This window comes from Kitasatospora sp. NPDC043949 (genome assembly GCF_056435365.1).
The window spans coordinates 40,970-58,200 of record NZ_JBWKEQ010000027.1; the positions used below are offsets into that span (position 1 = coordinate 40,970).

General features: G+C 73.6%; 12 protein-coding genes. 10 read left to right on the forward strand and 2 right to left on the reverse strand.

The features are described from left to right. The first annotated feature begins 3 nt into the window (after nucleotides 1–3). Complete coding sequence (ftsY, locus tag AC07AL_RS22415) at nucleotides 4–1,254, forward strand: signal recognition particle-docking protein FtsY (protein ID WP_363585731.1); 1,251 nt, start codon at nucleotides 4–6, stop codon at nucleotides 1,252–1,254. Nucleotides 1,255–1,413: 159 nt separating this feature from the next. Here ftsY and AC07AL_RS22420 read toward each other — a convergent pair whose 3' ends face one another. Then, nucleotides 1,414–2,091, reverse strand: coding sequence for a bifunctional DNA primase/polymerase (locus AC07AL_RS22420; protein ID WP_400806218.1), 678 nt, complete (start codon nucleotides 2,089–2,091; stop codon nucleotides 1,414–1,416). 604 nt (nucleotides 2,092–2,695) lie between these two features. Between AC07AL_RS22420 and nsdA the strand changes: the two genes are divergently transcribed. From nsdA to ftsH, 7 genes are all read left to right on the forward strand, one after another. Then, on the forward strand, nucleotides 2,696–4,150 hold the full coding sequence (gene nsdA / locus AC07AL_RS22425; protein ID WP_350882914.1) for a transcriptional repressor NsdA: 1,455 nt from the start codon (nucleotides 2,696–2,698) through the stop codon (nucleotides 4,148–4,150). A gap of 309 nt (nucleotides 4,151–4,459) precedes the next feature. Continuing rightward, nucleotides 4,460–5,896, forward strand: a complete 1,437-nt coding sequence (locus tag AC07AL_RS22430) for an ammonium transporter (RefSeq protein WP_478317985.1) — start codon at nucleotides 4,460–4,462, stop codon at nucleotides 5,894–5,896. After that, nucleotides 5,893–6,231 carry a P-II family nitrogen regulator gene (locus AC07AL_RS22435; protein ID WP_063347683.1) on the forward strand — a complete coding sequence of 113 codons (339 nt, stop codon included), beginning with the start codon at nucleotides 5,893–5,895 and terminating at the stop codon, nucleotides 6,229–6,231. The genes AC07AL_RS22430 and AC07AL_RS22435 overlap by 4 nt, the downstream gene beginning before the upstream one ends. Before the next feature lie 203 nt (nucleotides 6,232–6,434). Continuing rightward, on the forward strand, nucleotides 6,435–8,858 hold the full coding sequence (locus tag AC07AL_RS22440) for a [protein-PII] uridylyltransferase (RefSeq protein ID WP_400806211.1): 2,424 nt from the start codon (nucleotides 6,435–6,437) through the stop codon (nucleotides 8,856–8,858). Between the two features lie 187 nt (nucleotides 8,859–9,045). Beyond that, nucleotides 9,046–10,611 (forward strand): signal recognition particle protein, encoded by a 1,566-nt coding sequence (gene ffh, locus AC07AL_RS22445; protein ID WP_400806480.1) that lies wholly within the window; start codon nucleotides 9,046–9,048, stop codon nucleotides 10,609–10,611. Between the two features lie 59 nt (nucleotides 10,612–10,670). Continuing rightward, nucleotides 10,671–11,213 carry a GNAT family N-acetyltransferase gene (locus AC07AL_RS22450; RefSeq protein WP_363375916.1) on the forward strand — a complete coding sequence of 181 codons (543 nt, stop codon included), beginning with the start codon at nucleotides 10,671–10,673 and terminating at the stop codon, nucleotides 11,211–11,213. A 93-nt stretch (nucleotides 11,214–11,306) separates the two neighbouring features. Then, the gene (gene ftsH, locus AC07AL_RS22455) at nucleotides 11,307–13,250 is read left to right on the forward strand and encodes an ATP-dependent zinc metalloprotease FtsH (RefSeq protein WP_363585735.1); all 1,944 of its coding nucleotides are present in this window, start codon (nucleotides 11,307–11,309) and stop codon (nucleotides 13,248–13,250) included. A 186-nt stretch (nucleotides 13,251–13,436) separates the two neighbouring features. Here ftsH and AC07AL_RS22460 read toward each other — a convergent pair whose 3' ends face one another. Next, nucleotides 13,437–14,261, reverse strand: coding sequence for a class I SAM-dependent methyltransferase (locus tag AC07AL_RS22460; protein WP_478317986.1), 825 nt, complete (start codon nucleotides 14,259–14,261; stop codon nucleotides 13,437–13,439). Nucleotides 14,262–14,535: 274 nt separating this feature from the next. Between AC07AL_RS22460 and proS the strand changes: the two genes are divergently transcribed. Together proS and AC07AL_RS22470 are read left to right on the forward strand one after the other, a co-directional pair. Beyond that, a complete protein-coding gene (gene proS / locus AC07AL_RS22465; protein WP_363585737.1) occupies nucleotides 14,536–15,948 on the forward strand; it encodes a proline--tRNA ligase in 1,413 nt (470 codons plus the stop codon). 398 nt (nucleotides 15,949–16,346) lie between these two features. After that, the gene (locus tag AC07AL_RS22470; protein WP_063347677.1) at nucleotides 16,347–16,925 is read left to right on the forward strand and encodes a hypothetical protein; all 579 of its coding nucleotides are present in this window, start codon (nucleotides 16,347–16,349) and stop codon (nucleotides 16,923–16,925) included. Nucleotides 16,926–17,231: the final 306 nt, after the last annotated feature.

A 17,231-nucleotide genomic window follows, 5' to 3' on the forward strand; every position in this document is an offset into this window, starting at 1 on the left:
TATGTGGAATACGTGATCCTTGCCGTAGTCATCGCCGTGGTCGCCATCGGCGCGATCGCCGGCCTCGTCGTTTCCGGCAGACGACGCCAGCAACTGCCCCCGAAGTCGCAGTCGCCGGTCATCACGGCGCCGCCGACCACCCCGCAGGAGCCCCAGGTCGGCGAGGAGGCCGCGCCGCCGACCGAGGAGCCCCGCCGCACCGTCGAGGAGGTGCAGCTCCCCGAGACCGAGGCTCCGACCGAAGCCTCGACCGGAGCCCCGGCGACGGCCCCGACCGAGGTCGAGGTCGAGGCCGCCGAGGCCGAGACGGCACCCGCCGTCGAGGTCCCCGAGCCCACCGCGGGCCGACTGGTCCGGCTGCGCTCCCGGCTCTCCCGCTCGCAGAACTCGCTCGGCAAGGGCCTGCTCTCGCTGCTCTCCCGCGAGCACCTGGACGAGGACACCTGGGAGGAGATCGAGGAGACCCTGCTGACCGCCGACGTCGGCGTGGCCCCCACCCAGGAGCTGGTCGAGCGGCTGCGCACCCGGGTGAAGGTGCTCGGCACCCGCACGCCCGACGAACTGCGCGCGCTGCTGCGCGAGGAGCTCGTCGAGCTGATCGGCAAGGACTCCGACCGCACCGTCCGCTCCACCAAGCACGCGGAGGGGCCGGCCGTGGTCCTGGTGGTCGGCGTCAACGGCGTCGGCAAGACCACCACCACCGGCAAGCTCGCCCGCGTCCTGGTCGCCGACGGCCGCAAGGTGGTGCTCGGCGCCGCCGACACCTTCCGGGCCGCCGCCGCCGACCAGCTGCAGACCTGGGGCGAGCGGGTCGGTGCGCGCACCGTGCGCGGCCCGGAGGGCGGTGACCCGGCCTCGATCGCGTTCGACGCGGTCAAGGAGGGCATCGCCGAGGGCGCCGACACCGTGCTGGTGGACACCGCCGGCCGGCTGCACACCAAGACCGGCCTGATGGACGAGCTGGGCAAGGTCAAGCGGGTCGTCGAGAAGCACGGCCCGGTGGACGAGGTGCTGCTGGTGCTGGACGCCACCACCGGCCAGAACGGCCTGATCCAGGCCCGGGTGTTCGCCGAGGTGGTCGACATCACCGGCATCGTGCTGACCAAGCTGGACGGCACCGCCAAGGGCGGCATCGTGGTCGCGGTCCAGCGCGACCTGGGCGTGCCGGTCAAGCTGGTCGGCCTGGGCGAGGGTGCGGACGACCTGGCGCCGTTCGAGCCGGGCGCGTTCGTGGACGCGCTGATCGGGGACTGAGGCCCCGTACGCACGAAGGGTCCGCTCCGCGAGGGGCGGGCCCTTTCGCGTTGCCGCCCGGGGGCCGGCGGGGTGCCCGGGACCGGAGGAGCGTGCCGAGGCGGAGGAGCGCGCCGAGCTGGAGGGGCGCACGCCGAGACGTGCGGGGCGCGCGGAGGCCTACGAGGCGAGCCAGGCAGGTTCGGCGGTGCGCTCGCGGCCGCGGTGGCAGGCGTAGGCGAGGGTGCCGAGCAGCAGCCGGGCCTCGGGCGGGCAGCCGGCGTTGTCGCGGGTGGGGCGGCGCAGCCAGCGGACCGGGCCGAGCGCGCCGAGCACGGTGGGCGGGGCGGCGACGTAGCTGCCCTCGCCGTGGCAGGTGAGGTCGAGCGCGGCGTCGTCCCAGCCCATCCGGTAGAGCAGGTCGGGCAGTCGGCGGGCGGCGCCGACGGCGACCAGGAACTGCAGCCGGCCGGTGGGCGGGGCGAGCACCGGGCCGACCTGGGTGCCCATCCGCTCCAGCCGGACCAGCGCCTGTAGTCCGGCCTGCTCGGGGACGTCCAGGACGTCGAAGGCGCGGCCGGTGGGGAACAGCACCGAGCCCCCGGCGCCCGCTTCCCGGGACCGGTCCTCGCCGCCCGGTACGGGATGCAGGCCGGGCGCGGCGCAGCGGTCGGAGCCGCAGGGACAGCGGGTCGGGGCGGTGGCGGAGCCGGCCGGGGCGCCGGTGGCGACCGTCCAGCCCCAGCGGCCGGTGTACTCCGCGGCGGCTTGGGACGCGGTGACCTTGGTGCGGCGGCGCGCGCCCAGCGGCGTCAACCGCAGGTGTCCCAGTCGAAGTTCGCCGAACAGGTTGTCCATGCCTCCCCCAACAGGTTCCCGTCGCCGATGGTTACGGGATGGTGACTGTGTGTTGATTGTCCGTTGCGTGGTGCGTTGTGCGGTGGCGGCGTGCAGCGCCCGGTGTGCGCCTGTCGTGGTGGTGCGCCTCGGGCGCCGCCTTGTGGCTGGCGGCACCGATGCCGGATCGTGGGGTGGGCGAGGCGGCCGCCGATCAGGGTGGGCGTCGAACTCGCCTGTGACTGCGGTGGGTTGCCGGGGCTGCCGGGTTTCGCCGGAGGCCTTGGCGGCCCGCATATGCCGGGCCGTCGGACTTCCTAGTGAAGCGCGTGGGCCGTGGCTTCGGTTCACTCGTGGGGGTGGCGAAAGGTGGCGTTTCGCCAGGGCCGCTCCCGTGGGCGCCGCGCGGGGCATTACGTTCAGCACACGGACGTCATCGTGGAATCGACTCCGGTCCGCCAGGGCGCGGGAGTTGGGAATCTGACGGTCCGTCCGTAACGATGGCACACCAGTGCGAGAGCGTGGTACGGCGACACCTCAGGCACGGTACGTCTGGCAAGGGCCCGAAACCGTCGGGCGTCACGATCGGGGCCCCGAGGGGGCCGGGCGGGATGGGGACGTTCCCATGGCAGAGAAGCAACCCAACGAGAAGCTGACCACCTGGTTCGCCCGCAGCGGCTGGTCCAAGGGCGAGTTGGCCCGTCAGGTCAACCGACGGGCCCGGCAGATCGGTGCCCACCACGTGTCCACCGACACCTCGCGGGTGCGCCGATGGCTCGACGGCGAACAGCCCCGCGAGCCGATTCCCAAGATCATGTCGGAGCTCTTCTCCGAGCGCTTCGGCTCGGTGGTCTCGATCGAGGACCTCGGCCTGCGCGCCGCGATCCCGGTCTCCACCGTGGGCGGCGGCGTCGACCTGCCGTGGAGCGCGCCGCAGACCGTCCAGCTGATCAGCGACTACTCCCGCAGCGACCTGATGCTCAACCGCCGGGGCTTCCTCGGCACCTCGCTCGCGCTGACCGCCGGCGCCGCGCTGATCGAGCCGATGCAGCGCTGGCTCACCCCCGGCCCGACCGGCGCCCCCACCCCGATCCTCGCCGCGGCCAACGGCGGAGATCCGTTCACCGGCCGGCTGTCCGAGCCCGAGCTCGAACTGCTGGAGCAGACCACGGTCATGTTCCGGCAGTGGGACGCGCAGAACGGCGGCGGGCTGCGCCGCAAGGCCGTCGTCGGCCAGCTCCACGAGGTCACCGACCTGCTCCAGGAGACGTACAACGAGAACACCACCCGGCGGCTGTTCCGGCTCACCGCCGAGCTCGCCCACCTGGCCGGGTGGATGTCGTACGACGTCGGGATGCACCCGAGCGCGCAGAAGTACTACGTGCTGGCCCTGCACGCCGCCAAGGAGGCCGGGGACCGCCCGTTCGGCGCACTCATCCTCACCGACATGAGCCGCCAGATGATCCACCTCAACCGGGGCGAGGACGCCCTGGAGCTGATCCACCTGGCGCAGTACGGCAGCCGGGACACCGCCAGCGCGCGCCAGCAGTCCCTGCTGTACGCGATGGAGGCGCGCGCCTACGCCACCATCGGCGAGGTGAACCGCTGCGCCCGGGCCGTCCGGCTGGCCGAGGACACCTTCACCGACATCCGCGAGGGGGAGGAGGAGCCGGACTGGCTGAAGTTCTTCTCGCCGGCCGAGCTGAACGCCGAGAACGCGCACTCCTTCCGCGACCTCGCGTACCACTCCGACAACGCCCAGCTGTACGCCTCGATGTCCGCGCCGGTGATGGAGCGCGCGGTCGACCTGTTCCGCCAGGACGGCGACCACGTGCGCTCGTACGCCTTCAACCTGATCGGCATGGCCAGCGTCCACCTGTTGCAGCGGGAGGCCGAGCAGGCCGCGGTGATGGCCGAGCAGGCGGTGGACATCGCCACCAAGGTGCGCTCGGAGCGGCTGAACTCCCGGGTCCGCAAGACCACCGAGGCCGCGGCCGCCCGGTTCAAGGGCGTGGACGCGGTGAGCCGGCTCAAGGAGCGCGTCGTCCAGGACATCCCCGAGTACGTCTCGGTGGTCTGAGCACCCCGAGCCCGTGGGCCGCGGATCCGGCCCGAGGACCCCGCCGACCGTGACGGCCGCCGCCGCCACGGTCGGTGGCCGTCGTGCCACCGGCCGTCCCGTTCGGCGGCACGGTAACCCGTTCGGCCCTGTGGCACGGCCGTCGTTCACGAAGGTGTAACCCGCGCGTCGTACGCGTCACGGCCGCGAAACAACGGGCCGCACTGGCCGAAACCAGCCTTCGGCACTCTCCTCTTCATCGCCGACACCCCGGGTGGCACGGGACGGGTAATCCGGGTTTGGATCGGCTTCCACGCAGAGGAGACGCCGATGCCGGACGGCTTCAGCGCGGGCGACACCGCCTTCGTGCTCATCAGTGCGGCCCTGGTCATGGTGATGACCCCGGGCCTGGCCTTCTTCTACGGGGGCATGGTCAGGGCCAAGAGCACCCTGAACATGCTGGCGATGAGCTTCCTCTCGCTCGGCATAGTCAGCGTGCTCTGGGTCCTCTACGGGTACTCGCTCAGCTTCGGACCCGACTCCTTCGCCGGCCTCATCGGCAACCTGGACTTCCTCGGGATGCGCGGCATCGGCCTGAACGACCTCACCGGGACCATCCCGGTCACCGCGTTCGCCACCTTCCAGCTGATGTTCGCGATCATCACCCCGGCGCTGATCAGCGGCGCGATCGCGGACCGGGCCAAGTTCGGCGCCTGGGGCCTGTTCATCGCACTCTGGGTGACCGTCGTCTACTTCCCGGTCGCGCACTGGGTGTTCTTCTTCGACGGCGGCCACGGCGGCTGGCTGGGCGACCGCAACGGCGTGATCGACTTCGCCGGCGGCACGGCCGTGCACATCAACGCGGGCGTGGCCGGCCTCGCGCTCTGCCTGGTGCTGGGCAAGCGGGTCGGCTTCAAGAAGGACCCGATGCGCCCGCACAGCCTGCCGCTGGTGATGCTCGGCTCCGGGCTGCTGTGGTTCGGCTGGTTCGGCTTCAACGCGGGCTCGGCGCTGGCCGCCAACGGCGTCGCCGCGATGGCGATGGTCAACACCCAGGTCGCCACCGGTGCGGCGCTGGTCGGCTGGCTGGTCTACGAGAAGCTCAGGCACGGCGCGTTCACCACGCTGGGCGCCGCCTCCGGCGCGGTGTCCGGCCTGGTCGCGATCACCCCGGCCTGCGGCTCGGTCAGCCCGCTGGGCGCGGTGGCGATCGGCCTGATCGCCGGCGCGGTCTGCGCCGCCGCGGTCAGCCTCAAGTACCGCCTCGGCTTCGACGACTCGCTCGACGTGGTCGGCGTGCACGCGGTGGGCGGCGCGATCGGCTCGCTGCTGATCGGCCTGTTCGCCACCGGCGGGGTCGGCCAGACCGCCAAGGGCCTGTTCTACGGCGGCGGGCCGGCGCAGCTCGGCAAGCAGGCGATGGGCGTGGCCGTGGTCGCCGCGTACTCCTTCGTCCTCTCCTGGCTGCTGGCGAAGGCGATCGACAGGACGGTCGGCTTCCGGGTCGCCGAGGAGATCGAGGTGGGCGGCATCGACCAGGCCGAACACGCCGAGTCCGCCTACGATTTCAGCGCGGTGGGCGCGGGCCTGGCGCGGGCCCTGCCGGGCCTGGTCGGCGCCGCGGCGGCCGCGAGGTCCGCGGAGAGGGCCGCCGCCGGGAAGGCCGCCGCCGAGCCCTCCGCCGAGCCAGCCGCCACGGCCGCCGGGAAGGCCGCCGACACGACCACCGCCGAGCCCACCGAGAAGACCGAGGTCGACGCCCGATGAAGCTCATCACCGCCGTGATCAAGCCGTACCGCCTGGACGAGGTGAAGGCCGCCCTACAGGCCTTCGGGGTGCACGGGCTGACCGTCACCGAGGCCAGCGGCTACGGCCGCCAGCGCGGCCACACCGAGGTCTACCGGGGCGCCGAGTACACCGTGGACCTGGTCCCCAAGGTCAGAATCGAGGTGCTGGTCGAGGACGAGGACGCCGACGAGCTGATCGAGGTCCTGGTGAAGGCCGCCCGGACCGGCAAGATCGGCGACGGCAAGGTCTGGAGCGTCCCGGTCGACACCGCCGTCCGGGTCCGGACCGGAGAGCGCGGGCCGGACGCCCTCTGAGGGCTCTTCGCCGAGGGCCCTTCGTCGAGGGCCCTGAACCGTAGGACGCGCCGCAGGCGGGCCCGCCGTCCCCGAGGGGTCGCGGGTCCGCCGACGGCGCATCGGCGCCAGGCCGCCCGGGCCGTCCGCAGATCTCCCATCGGCCGCCCGCAGGCCGTCCGGCGCCGCCCGCTCAACCGCACGACGGACGGGACCAAAACGCCATGACCACCGAGACCAGCCCTCCCGACTACGGCGCCGCCCGGGCCGCGCTGCTCGCCGGCCCCGGCCCGGCCGGGCGGCCCCGCCGCGCGGCTCTCGCCCGGCTCACCGACGACTGGCTGGCCGGTCTGCTCGCGGCCGCCGGCGGCCCGCCCGGCGTCGCGCTGGTCGCGGTCGGCGGCTACGGGCGCGGCGAGCTGTCCCCGCGCAGCGACCTCGACGTCCTGCTGCTGCACGACGGCCGGCTCGACCCCGACCTGCCCGAGCGGATCTGGTACCCGGTCTGGGACGCGGGCGCCGCGCTCGACCACTCGGTGCGCACCGTCGCCGAGGCCCGGTCCGTCGCCGCCGCAGACCTCAAGGCCCAGCTCGGCCTGCTGGACGCCCGCCACCTTGCCGGGGACCAGGAGCTCACCGCCGCCCTGCGCTCCGCCGTGCTCACCGACTGGCGCGCGAGCGCCCCCGCGCGCCTGCCGGAACTGCGCGACCTCGGGCGGGAGCGGGCCGAGCGGCACGGCGAGCTGTCGTTCCTGCTGGAGCCCGACCTCAAGGAGGCCCGCGGCGGCCTGCGCGACGCCGTCGCGCTCAAGGCCGTCGCCGCCACCTGGCTCGCCGACGCCCCCCGGGACGGCCTGGACGCCGCCGCGCTGCGGCTCGCCGACGTCCGCGACGCGCTGCACCTGGCCACCGGCCGGGCCACCGAGCGGCTCGGCCTCCAGGACCAGGACCAGGTCGCCGAACGGCTCGGCGTGCTGGACGCCGACACCCTGCTGCGCCAGGTCTACGAGGCCGCCCGCACCGTCGCCTACGCGAGTGACGTCACCTGGCGGGCGGTGGAGCGGGTGCTCGCCGCCCGGTCCGGCCGGGGCCGCCGGGCCGCCCGGCTGGCCTTCCCGTTCACCGGCGCCGGGCGCGGCGCGGGCGCGGTGGCCCGGGGCGCGGTCGCGCGCCGGCCGCTCGCCGAGGGCGTGGTCGAGCAGGACGGCGAGGCGGTGCTCGCCCAGGGTGCCCGCCCGGCCGCCGACCCGGTGCTGCCGCTGCGCGCCGCGGCCGCCGCCGCGCAGAACGGGCTCACCGTCTCGTACGCGACGGTGCGCCGGCTGGCTGCCGAGTGCCGCCCGCTGCCGGTGCCCTGGCCGGACGAGGCGCGCGAGCAACTGGTCACCCTGCTGGGCGCGGGCGAGGCGGCCGTCCCGGTGTGGGAGGCGCTGGAGGCGGAGGGACTGGTCACCCGGCTGCTGCCGGACTGGGAGCGGGTGCGCTGCCGTCCGCAGCGCAACGCCGTGCACCGCTGGACGGTGGACCGGCACCTGGTGGAGACGGCGGTGCGGGCCGCGGCGATGACCCGCCGGGTGGCCCGGCCGGACCTCCTGCTGGTCGCCGCGCTGCTGCACGACATCGGCAAGGGCTGGCCCGGCGACCACAGCGAGGCCGGCGAGGTCATCGTCCGGGACGTCGCCGCCCGGATGGGCTTCGGCCCCGAGGACACCGAGACCCTGGCGGTGCTGGTCCGCCACCACCTGACCCTGGTCGACACCGCGACCCGACGGGACCCGGACGACCCGGCCACCGTCGAGGCGATCACCAAGGTGGTCGGCACCGCGGCCCAGCTGGAGCTGCTGCACGTGCTCACCGAGGCGGACGCGCTGGCCACCGGCCCGGCCGCGTGGAGCGGCTGGCGGGCCTCGCTGGTGGACGGCCTGGCGGCCCGGGTCGCCGCCCGGCTGGCCGGCGCCTACGCCGCGCCCGTGGAGACCGCGCCGACCGCCGCGCAGGAACGGCTCGCGGTGGAGGCCGCCCGGACCGGCGGACCCGCCCTGTCGCTGCTGGCGCGGTCCGAGGGGGCGGAGCCGGGCGCCGAGCCGATGGGCGTCGAGCTGACCCTGGCCGTCCCGGACCGGCCCGGACTGCTCGGCACCGTCGCCGGGGTGCTCGCGCTGCACCGGCTGGCCGTCCGCTCGGCCGGTCTGCGCGAGCTGGACCCGATCGGCGCCGGCCCGGTGCTGCTGCTGTCCTGGCGGGTGGCCGCCGAGTTCGGCGAGCTGCCGGAGGCCGCCCGGCTGCGGGCCGACCTGCGCCGGGCGCTGGACGGCTCGCTGGACGTCGCGCGCCGGCTGGCCGAGCGGGACGCCGCCGCCCCGCGCCGCCGGGGCATCCCCACCCCGCCGCCGGTGGTCGCGGTGGCGCCTGCGGTGGCCTCGGCGACCGCGACCGTCCTGGAGGTCCGCGCGCACGACGCGCCGGGGCTGCTGCACCGGATCGGCCGGGCGCTGGACGGGGCGGGCGTGCGGGTGCGGACGGCGCACGTCTCGACGCTGGGCGCGGAGGCCGTCGACTCCTTCTACCTGACCGACGGGGAGGGGCGGTCGCTCTCCGCCGGGCGGGCCGGGGAGGTGGCGGCGGCGGTTCGGGCGGCGCTGGGCTGAGCCGTACCGGGGGCCTTCGGGGCTCGCCGGGGTGCGGTTCCGCCGGGTTCCGCCGGGGCCCGCCGGCGCCTGCCGAGGTCCGTTCCGAGGTCGTGGCAACCCGGGTGGAGACCGTACCCGGGGCGGCCGGATACCCTGGGGGGCGACGACCGTACCGATACCGATGCCGCAGAGGACCCGCGACGACGTGTTCGACACTCTTTCCGATCGCCTCGCAGCGACGTTCAAGAACCTCCGGGGCAAGGGCCGCCTGAGCGAGGCGGACATCGACGCCACCGCCCGCGAGATCCGCATCGCGCTGCTGGAGGCGGACGTCGCGCTGCCGGTCGTGCGGGCCTTCATCAAGCAGGTCAAGGAGCGGGCGGCCGGCGCCGAGGTCTCGGGCGCGCTCAACCCCGCGCAGCAGATCATCAAGATCGTCAACGAGGAGCTCATCGCGATCCTCGGTGGCGAGACCCGCCGGGTCCGGTTCGCCAAGAACGGCCCGACGGTGATCATGCTCGCCGGTCTGCAGGGTGCCGGTAAGACCACCCTCGCGGGCAAGCTCGGCCACTGGCTGAAGAGCCAGAAGCACACCCCGCTGCTGGTCGCCTGCGACCTCCAGCGGCCCAACGCCGTCAACCAGCTCCAGGTGGTCGCCGACCGCGCCGGCGTGGCCTTCTACGGCCCGCAGCCGGGCAACGGCGTCGGCGACCCGGTGCAGGTGGCCAAGGACTCGATCGAGTACGCCAAGCAGAAGCAGTACGACGTCGTCGTCGTCGACACCGCCGGACGCCTGGGCATCGACGCCGAGCTGATGCAGCAGGCCGCGGACATCCGCGCCGCGGTCAACCCGGACGAGGTCCTGTTCGTCGTCGACGCGATGATCGGCCAGGACGCGGTCACCACCGCGCAGGCCTTCCTCGACGGCGTCGACTTCACCGGTGTCGTGCTCTCCAAGCTCGACGGCGACGCCCGCGGCGGTGCCGCCCTGTCGGTCGCCCACGTCACCGGCCAGCAGATCATGTTCGCCTCCAACGGCGAGAAGGTCGACGACTTCGACGCCTTCCACCCCGACCGGATGGCCTCGCGCATCCTCGGCATGGGTGACGTCCTCTCGCTGATCGAGAAGGCCGAGCAGACCTTCTCGCAGGAGGAGGCCGAGAAGATCGCCGCCAAGCTGCGCGGCGGTCCGAAGGCGTTCACCCTGGACGACTTCCTGTCGCAGCTGGAGCAGGTCCAGAAGATGGGCTCGATCTCCAAGCTGCTGGGGATGCTGCCCGGGATGGGCCAGATCCGCGACCAGATCAACAACATCGACGACAAGGACGTCAACCGGGTCGGCGCGATCATCAAGTCGATGACCCCGGCCGAGCGCGCCGAGCCGGAGCTGATCAACGGCTCCCGCCGGGCCCGCATCGCCAAGGGCTCGGGTGTCCAGGTCGGCGAGGTGAAGAACCTGGTCGAGCGGTTCTTCGACGCCCGCAAGATGATGTCCGCGATGGCCTCCGGCAAGGGCGTGCCCGGCATGCCGGGGATCCCGGGCATGGGCGGCGGCGCCAAGAAGTCCGGCAAGAAGGCCCCGCAGGCCAAGGGCAAGCGCAAGAGCGGCAACCCGCTCAAGCGGGCGCAGGAGGAGGCCGCGGCCGCCCAGCGCCGCGCGCTCGGCCCGGGCGGCGACCAGGACCCGGCCGGCGGCGGCGCGTTCGGCCTCGGTGCGGGCAAGGGCCCGGCCGACTTCGAGCTGCCCAAGGAGTTCAAGGACCTGCTGTAGACCGGTCCGTCGTTCGAGCGGCCCGCCGTCCGGGACCTTCCGGGCGGCGGGCCGCTCGCATGCCCGATGATGGTGGTGTGCGAGTGACGATCAGGGCCCCGCGGGCCGAGGACAAGGACGTGTACGCCGAGGCGGTCCGACGGTCCGCCGACCACATCGGGCGGTGGAACCCGGTCGAGCCGGACGGCCTGGCCGAACTGCTGGACCGCCAGGGGCCGGGCCTGCGCACCTTCCTGATCGTCGACCGGGACACCGGCGGGCTGGTCGGCAAGGTGAACGTCGCCAACATCGTGATGGGCCGGTTCTGCAACGGCGCGCTGGGCTACGACGCGTACCTGCCGTTCGCCGGCACCGGGCGGATGACGGAGGGGCTGCGGCTGGTCCTGGACCGCTGCTTCGCCCCGCAGTCGGCCGGCGGGCTGGGCCTGCACCGGCTGGAGATCAACGTGCAGCCGGACAACGAGCGGTCGGTCGCGATGGCCAAGCGGCTGGGCTTCCGGCACGAGGGCTTCACCCCCCGGATGCTGTTCCTCCAGGGCGACTGGCGGGACCACGAGCGGTTCGCGCTGACCGCCGAGGAGTGGCCGGGCGCGGAGGCGTAGCCACGGGCAGGGCCCCGTCGCGGCTGGTCAGGGGCGTGCTCGGCGCGGCGTTTCGGGTGGCTCGCCCGAGCCCGCGTCCGTATCGTCCGATGGGTGACCGAACCCGTGCCGCCGCGCCAGACCCCCGACCAGCCCTGGCGGTCCGAGGGCGCCCCGCCCCCGCCGCCGCCCCGCCGCCGGATGCCCGGCGGCTGGATGGGACTCGCCCTCACCGCGCTCGTGGTGTTCCTGATCTCCGACCTGCTGCTGTCCTTCTTCGGCAACGCCGGCGCCACCACGATCTCCTACACCGAGTTCAACAACCAGCTGAACAAGGGCAACATCACCAAGATCTACTCCAAGGGCGACGCGATCGAGGGCACCCTCAAGAGCGCCCAGCCCAAACCGGACGGCGGCAAGGGCGACTACACCGACTTCGCCACCCAGCGGCCGTCCTTCGCCAACGACAACCTGTGGACCACGCTGCAGCAGCAGGGCGTCGAGGTCACCGCCACCTCCCCGGTGGTCCAGCAGCGCAGCTTCCTCGCCAACCTGCTGATCTCGCTGGCCCCCATGGTGCTGCTGATCCTGATCTGGGTGCTGCTCGCCCGCCGGATGGCCGGCGGGCTGGGCGCCGGCGCGCTCGGCCGCAAGGCCCCGCCCAAGCCGGTCACCGCCGACCAGGGCAAGCGCACCACCTTCGCCGACGTGGCCGGCATCGACGAGGTCGAGGCCGAACTCACCGAGGTGGTCGACTTCCTGAAGAACCCGCAGCAGTACCGCAGGCTCGGCGCCAAGATGCCGCGCGGCGTGCTGCTGAGCGGCCCGCCCGGGACGGGCAAGACCCTGCTCGCCAGGGCCGTCGCCGGCGAGGCGGACGTGCCGTTCTTCTCCGCCTCCGCCTCCGAGTTCATCGAGATGATCGTCGGCGTCGGCGCCAGCCGGGTCCGTGAACTGTTCGCCGAGGCCCGCAAGGTCGCCCCGGCGATCATCTTCATCGACGAGATCGACACCATCGGCCGCCAGCGCGGCGCGGGCGGCGGCATGGGCGGGCACGACGAGCGCGAGCAGACGCTCAACCAGATCCTCACCGAGATGGACGGCTTCACCGGCTCCGAGGGCGTCATCGTGATCGCCGCGACCAACCGCGCGGACGTGCTCGACCCGGCGCTGCTGCGCCCCGGCCGGTTCGACCGGCGGATCACCGTCAGCCCGCCCGACCGGGACGGCCGCGCCGCCATCCTGCGCATCCACACCCGGACCGTCCCGCTGGCCGGCGACGCCGACCTCACCCGGCTGGCCAAGGTCACCCCCGGGATGACCGGCGCCGAACTCGCCAACCTGGTCAACGAGGCCGCCCTGCTGGCCGTCAAGCGCAAGCAGGACGCGGTGAACGAGCGGGACCTCTCGGACGCCCTGGAGAAGGTCCAGCTCGGCGCCGTCCGGCCGCTGGTGATGCCGCAGGAGGAGCGCGAGCGCACGGCCTACCACGAGAGCGGGCACGCGCTGCTGGGCATGCTGCAGCCCGGCGCCGACCCCGTCCGCAAGATCACCATCGTGCCGCGCGGCCGGGCGCTCGGCGTGACCCTGTCCACTCCGGAGAACGACCGCTACTCGTACACCGAGCCCTACCTGCGCGGCCGGATCATCGGCGCGCTCGGCGGGATGGCGGCCGAGCAGGTGGTCTACGGGGTGATCACCACCGGGGCGGAGAGCGACCTGGAGCAGGTCACCAACATCGCCCGCGGGATGGCCGGCCGGTGGGGGATGAGCGAGCGGGTCGGGCGGCTGACCGCGGTGCCCGCCGACCCGCAGGGCGCCTACGGGCTCTCCGCCGCGCCGACCACCCTCGACGCGGTGGACGAGGAGGCCCGGCGGATCGTCGCCGAGTGCTACGAGGACGCGGTGCGGCTGCTGACCGAGCAGCGGGCCCGGCTGGACGCGCTGGCGGCGGCGCTGCTGGAGGGGGAGACGCTGGACGAGGAGCAGGCGTACCGGGCGGCCGGGGTGCCGCGGAAGGGCTCCGGCTCCGACCAGAAGTCGCTCGACCAGGCGTGAACCGGCGGGCCGGGGGCGCTCGCCGCGCTGGCGGGCGCCCCCGGTTTCGTCGTTGCCGGATCTGTTGTCGCCCGGGGCCGTTCCGATCGCCGCCGGGGGTCTCGTTCCCAGTGCCGTCGGGGTCTCGTTCCGGGCGTCGCCGTGGGCCCCGTTCCCAACGCCGTCGGGGTCGGCCGCCGCCAGCCGCTACCGGGGCCGTTCGGCGATCAGGTAGCGGAAGACGTTCTCCATCCGGACCGAGCCGTCCGCGCGCAGGTACGGCTGCAGCGCCTCCTCCAGCTCCTTGGCGACCAGCGACGCGCCGGAGAACTCCTCGGCCGCCTCGAACAGACCGGTGGAGAGCAGACCGCGCACCGCGCTGTCCAGGTCCGCGTAGGCGAACGGGCAGCTCACCCGCCCGCTGCCGGCCGGGCGCAGGCCGGCCGGGGCGAGCAGGTCCTCCAGCGTGCCGGGCGTGCTCAGCTCGAACGGGTCGCGCGCGGTGGTCCGGCCCGCCCGCCGACGTGCCACGTCCAGCACCGGGGCGCTCTGGCAGCGCTCCGGAGGGCCCCAGGCGGCCAGCACCACGTGCCCGCCCGGGAGGGTCAACCGGGCGGCCTCGACGACCACCGCACCCGGCTCGGCGCAACCGGGCAACTGCTCGAACACCGTCACCAGTGAATGGGCCGAGCGGGGGACGGCAGCGGTCGGCCGGGCCCCCGCGCACACCCGCAGCCGACGGCCACGGGCCAGCTCGCGCAGCTCGTCCCGCGGCTCCTGGCCGGTGACTTGGGCACCGCGCCCGGCGGCGAGCAGCAGCGCCAGTCCGGACCGGCAGCCCAGGCCCAGCACGCTGGTCGCCGGGCCGACCTCCAGCCGGTCGTGGACCGCCTCGTAGAGCGGCACGAGCATGCGCTCCTGGATCTCCGCCCAGTCGCGCGCCCGCGCGGGCCGCCCCGCCCCGGGCTGCGGGTGGTGCGGTCGTGCGCCTGTCGGTCGTACGGTCGTGCCGGTCGTCCGAGCTGAAGCCATCGCGGCCTCCCATCCGGTCCTTCGGTGTGCTGCTACGGCTCCCCCAAAGTCCCGCCCCACTCCAGCGAACAGCGGGTCGGGCCCGGCGTCCAGAGGGGTGCAGGGTGGTGCGCGCGTGTCGCGGTCGTGCGCCCCCTGCGGTCGGCGGGTGCCGCCTCCGGCCGCCGGCGGGTGCGCGGTCGCCCGTCCGGCGGGTGCGGCGGTCGTCCGTCCGGCGGCCGCGGGCGTGTTATCGATTCGAAGTCAGGGGGCCGCGCCCCGTACCATTCGGGCCATGGCTAAGGCACCCGTTCTCACCCCTCAGGCGGAAGACTTCCCGCGCTGGTACCAGGACCTCATCAACAAGGCCGAGCTGGCCGACAACGGTCCGGTGCGCGGCACCATGGTCATCCGACCGTACGGCTACGGCCTGTGGGAGCGGATGCAGCAGGAGATGGACGCGCGGATCAAGAAGGCCGGCGCGCAGAACGCCTACTTCCCGATGTTCATCCCGCAGTCCTACCTGACCAGGGAGGCCGAGCACGTCGAAGGCTTCGCCCCCGAGCTCGCGGTGGTCACCCACGGCGGCGGCAAGCAGCTCGACGAGCCGGTCGTCGTCCGGCCCACCTCCGAGACGATCATCAACGAGTACTTCTCGAAGTGGGTGCAGAGCCACCGCGACCTGCCCCTGCTGATCAACCAGTGGGCCAACGTGGTCCGTTGGGAGCTGCGCCCGCGCGTCTTCCTGCGCACCACCGAGTTCCTCTGGCAGGAGGGCCACACCGCCCACGCCACCTACGAGGACGCCCGCGCGTACGCGTCGATGATCCACACCCAGGTCTACGGCGACTTCATGACGAACGTGCTCGGCATCGACGTCGTGCTCGGTCGCAAGACGGCCAAGGAGCGGTTCGCCGGCGCCATCAACACCCTCACCCTGGAGGGCATGATGGGCGACGGCAAGGCGCTGCAGATGGGCACCAGCCACGAGCTGGGCCAGAACTTCGCCAAGGCGTTCAACACGACCTACCAGCTCCAGGGCGGCGAGCGCGAGCACGTCTGGCAGACCTCGTGGGGCGTCTCGACCCGCATGGTCGGCGGCCTGATCATGTCCCACGGCGACGACAACGGCCTGCGGGTGCCCCCGCGACTGGCCGCCGTCCAGGCCGTCGTGCTCGCCATCAAGGGCGACGACGCGGTCATCGCCAAGGTGCGCGAGATCGGCGCCACGCTGGAGGCCGCCGGTGTCCGGGTGGTCGTCGACGACCGCACCGACACCCCGTTCGGCCGCCGCGCGGTGGACTGGGAGCTCAAGGGCGTGCCGCTGCGCATCGAGGTCGGCCCGCGCGACCTCGAGAACGGCACCGCGATGCTGGCCCGCCGGATCCCCGGCGGCAAGGAGCCCGTCTCCATCGACTCCCTGGCCGCGCTGGTCCCGGGCATCCTGGAGGAGGACCAGGCGCTGCTGCTGCGCCAGTCCCGCGAGCGCCGCGAGGCCCGTACCGTCGACGTCAAGACCATCGAGGAGGCCGCCGAGGCCGCCGCGACCGGTTGGGGCCGGATCTCCTGGGCCGACCTCGGCCCGGAGGGCGAGGCCAAGCTGGCCGAGCAGGGCGTTTCGGTGCGCTGCATTGTCGCGGCCGACGGCTCGGTGCCGCTGGCGGACGACCAGGACGGCAATATCGCGATCGTCGCCCGCGCGTACTGATGCCTGTTACCAGCAGGTAATGACCGTTGCCGGCGACATTTGCCCGGAATGCGGATGAGTAAGAATCCGGTAACTGTCCGAGGGGCGCCCCGGCCGCGGACATCCCTACTGGCCGGTCAACTGCCGGTATTAACGCAATAGCGGTACGGTGTACGGCCCGTGGCCCTGTCAACTCGACGGGTCCACGGGCCGTACGTCCAGGGGGCGACAGCCCGCCCCCGGACGGAATTCACGAGGCCCGCCGAGCTGCGGCGAGCCGAAACCGGCAGGGGGTTGGTCTTGCGTCAGATCCGGAACGCGCAATTCGCGCGCGACCATGCATTCCTGGGAGTTTCCTGGGAATTCCCGAAGAACGAGAACATGCGGAACATCGGCTCGCACTCCATCGTTGGTCTAGCGTGAGCACGACACAGCCCCTCGTCCTCGCGGCCGAACTGGCCGCCGCCTGGAGTGACATCCAGGCCCACCACCAGGACCTCCCCGACCTGGCCTCGCCCGAGGCCCTGATCGGCGAATCCTCCTCGGCCTGTGGCACCCGGCTCGGTTTCGAGCGGCTCCTCCACGAGGCTGCCCACGGTCTGGCCGCGGCCCGGGACATCCGGGACACCTCGCGAGCCGGCCGCTACCACAACCGGCGCTTCCTGCTGCTCGCCTCCGAGCTCGGACTGGCGCACCCGGTCGAACCGCACGCGAGCAGCGGCTTCTCCCAGGTGACCATGCTCAAGGAGACCCAGGAGCGCTACGCGGAGACCATCGAGCGACTGGACCGCGCCCTCGGCGCGCACCAGGAGGCGGTGGCCGGCGACGGTACGACGCGGGCCTTCCGCGGCCCGGCCGCCCGGCACGGCTCCTCCGGGGGCGGCGTCCGGGTCAAGGCGGTGTGCGGCTGCGGACGGAACGTCCGGGTCGTGCCGTCGGTGCTCGCCCAGGCGTCCATCGTCTGCGGCGCGTGCCAGCAGCCGTTCAAGATCTCGTGACCGATCGGTCCACCGGACCGGGAGATCGTTAGACCGGAACACCAGAAGACGGGGAAGGCCGGCGGACGGCTGTGCGGGCAGCGGATCCGGCCGGAGCGAGCGGTACATCGGTGAGTTCGTGGGCGGACCGGGAGCGAGGGCTCCCGGTCGCGCCTTGTGGACGGGCCTGCGGAGGCGGTCGGGGGGCGGCCTCCGGAGGGTCGTGCGCGGCCCGCGGACGGCCGGGCGCGCCGCTGGGGCACGGCTGGGTGCGCGGCCGGGGTACGGCTGGGATGCAGCCGGGATGCCTCCTGCGGATGGCCGAGC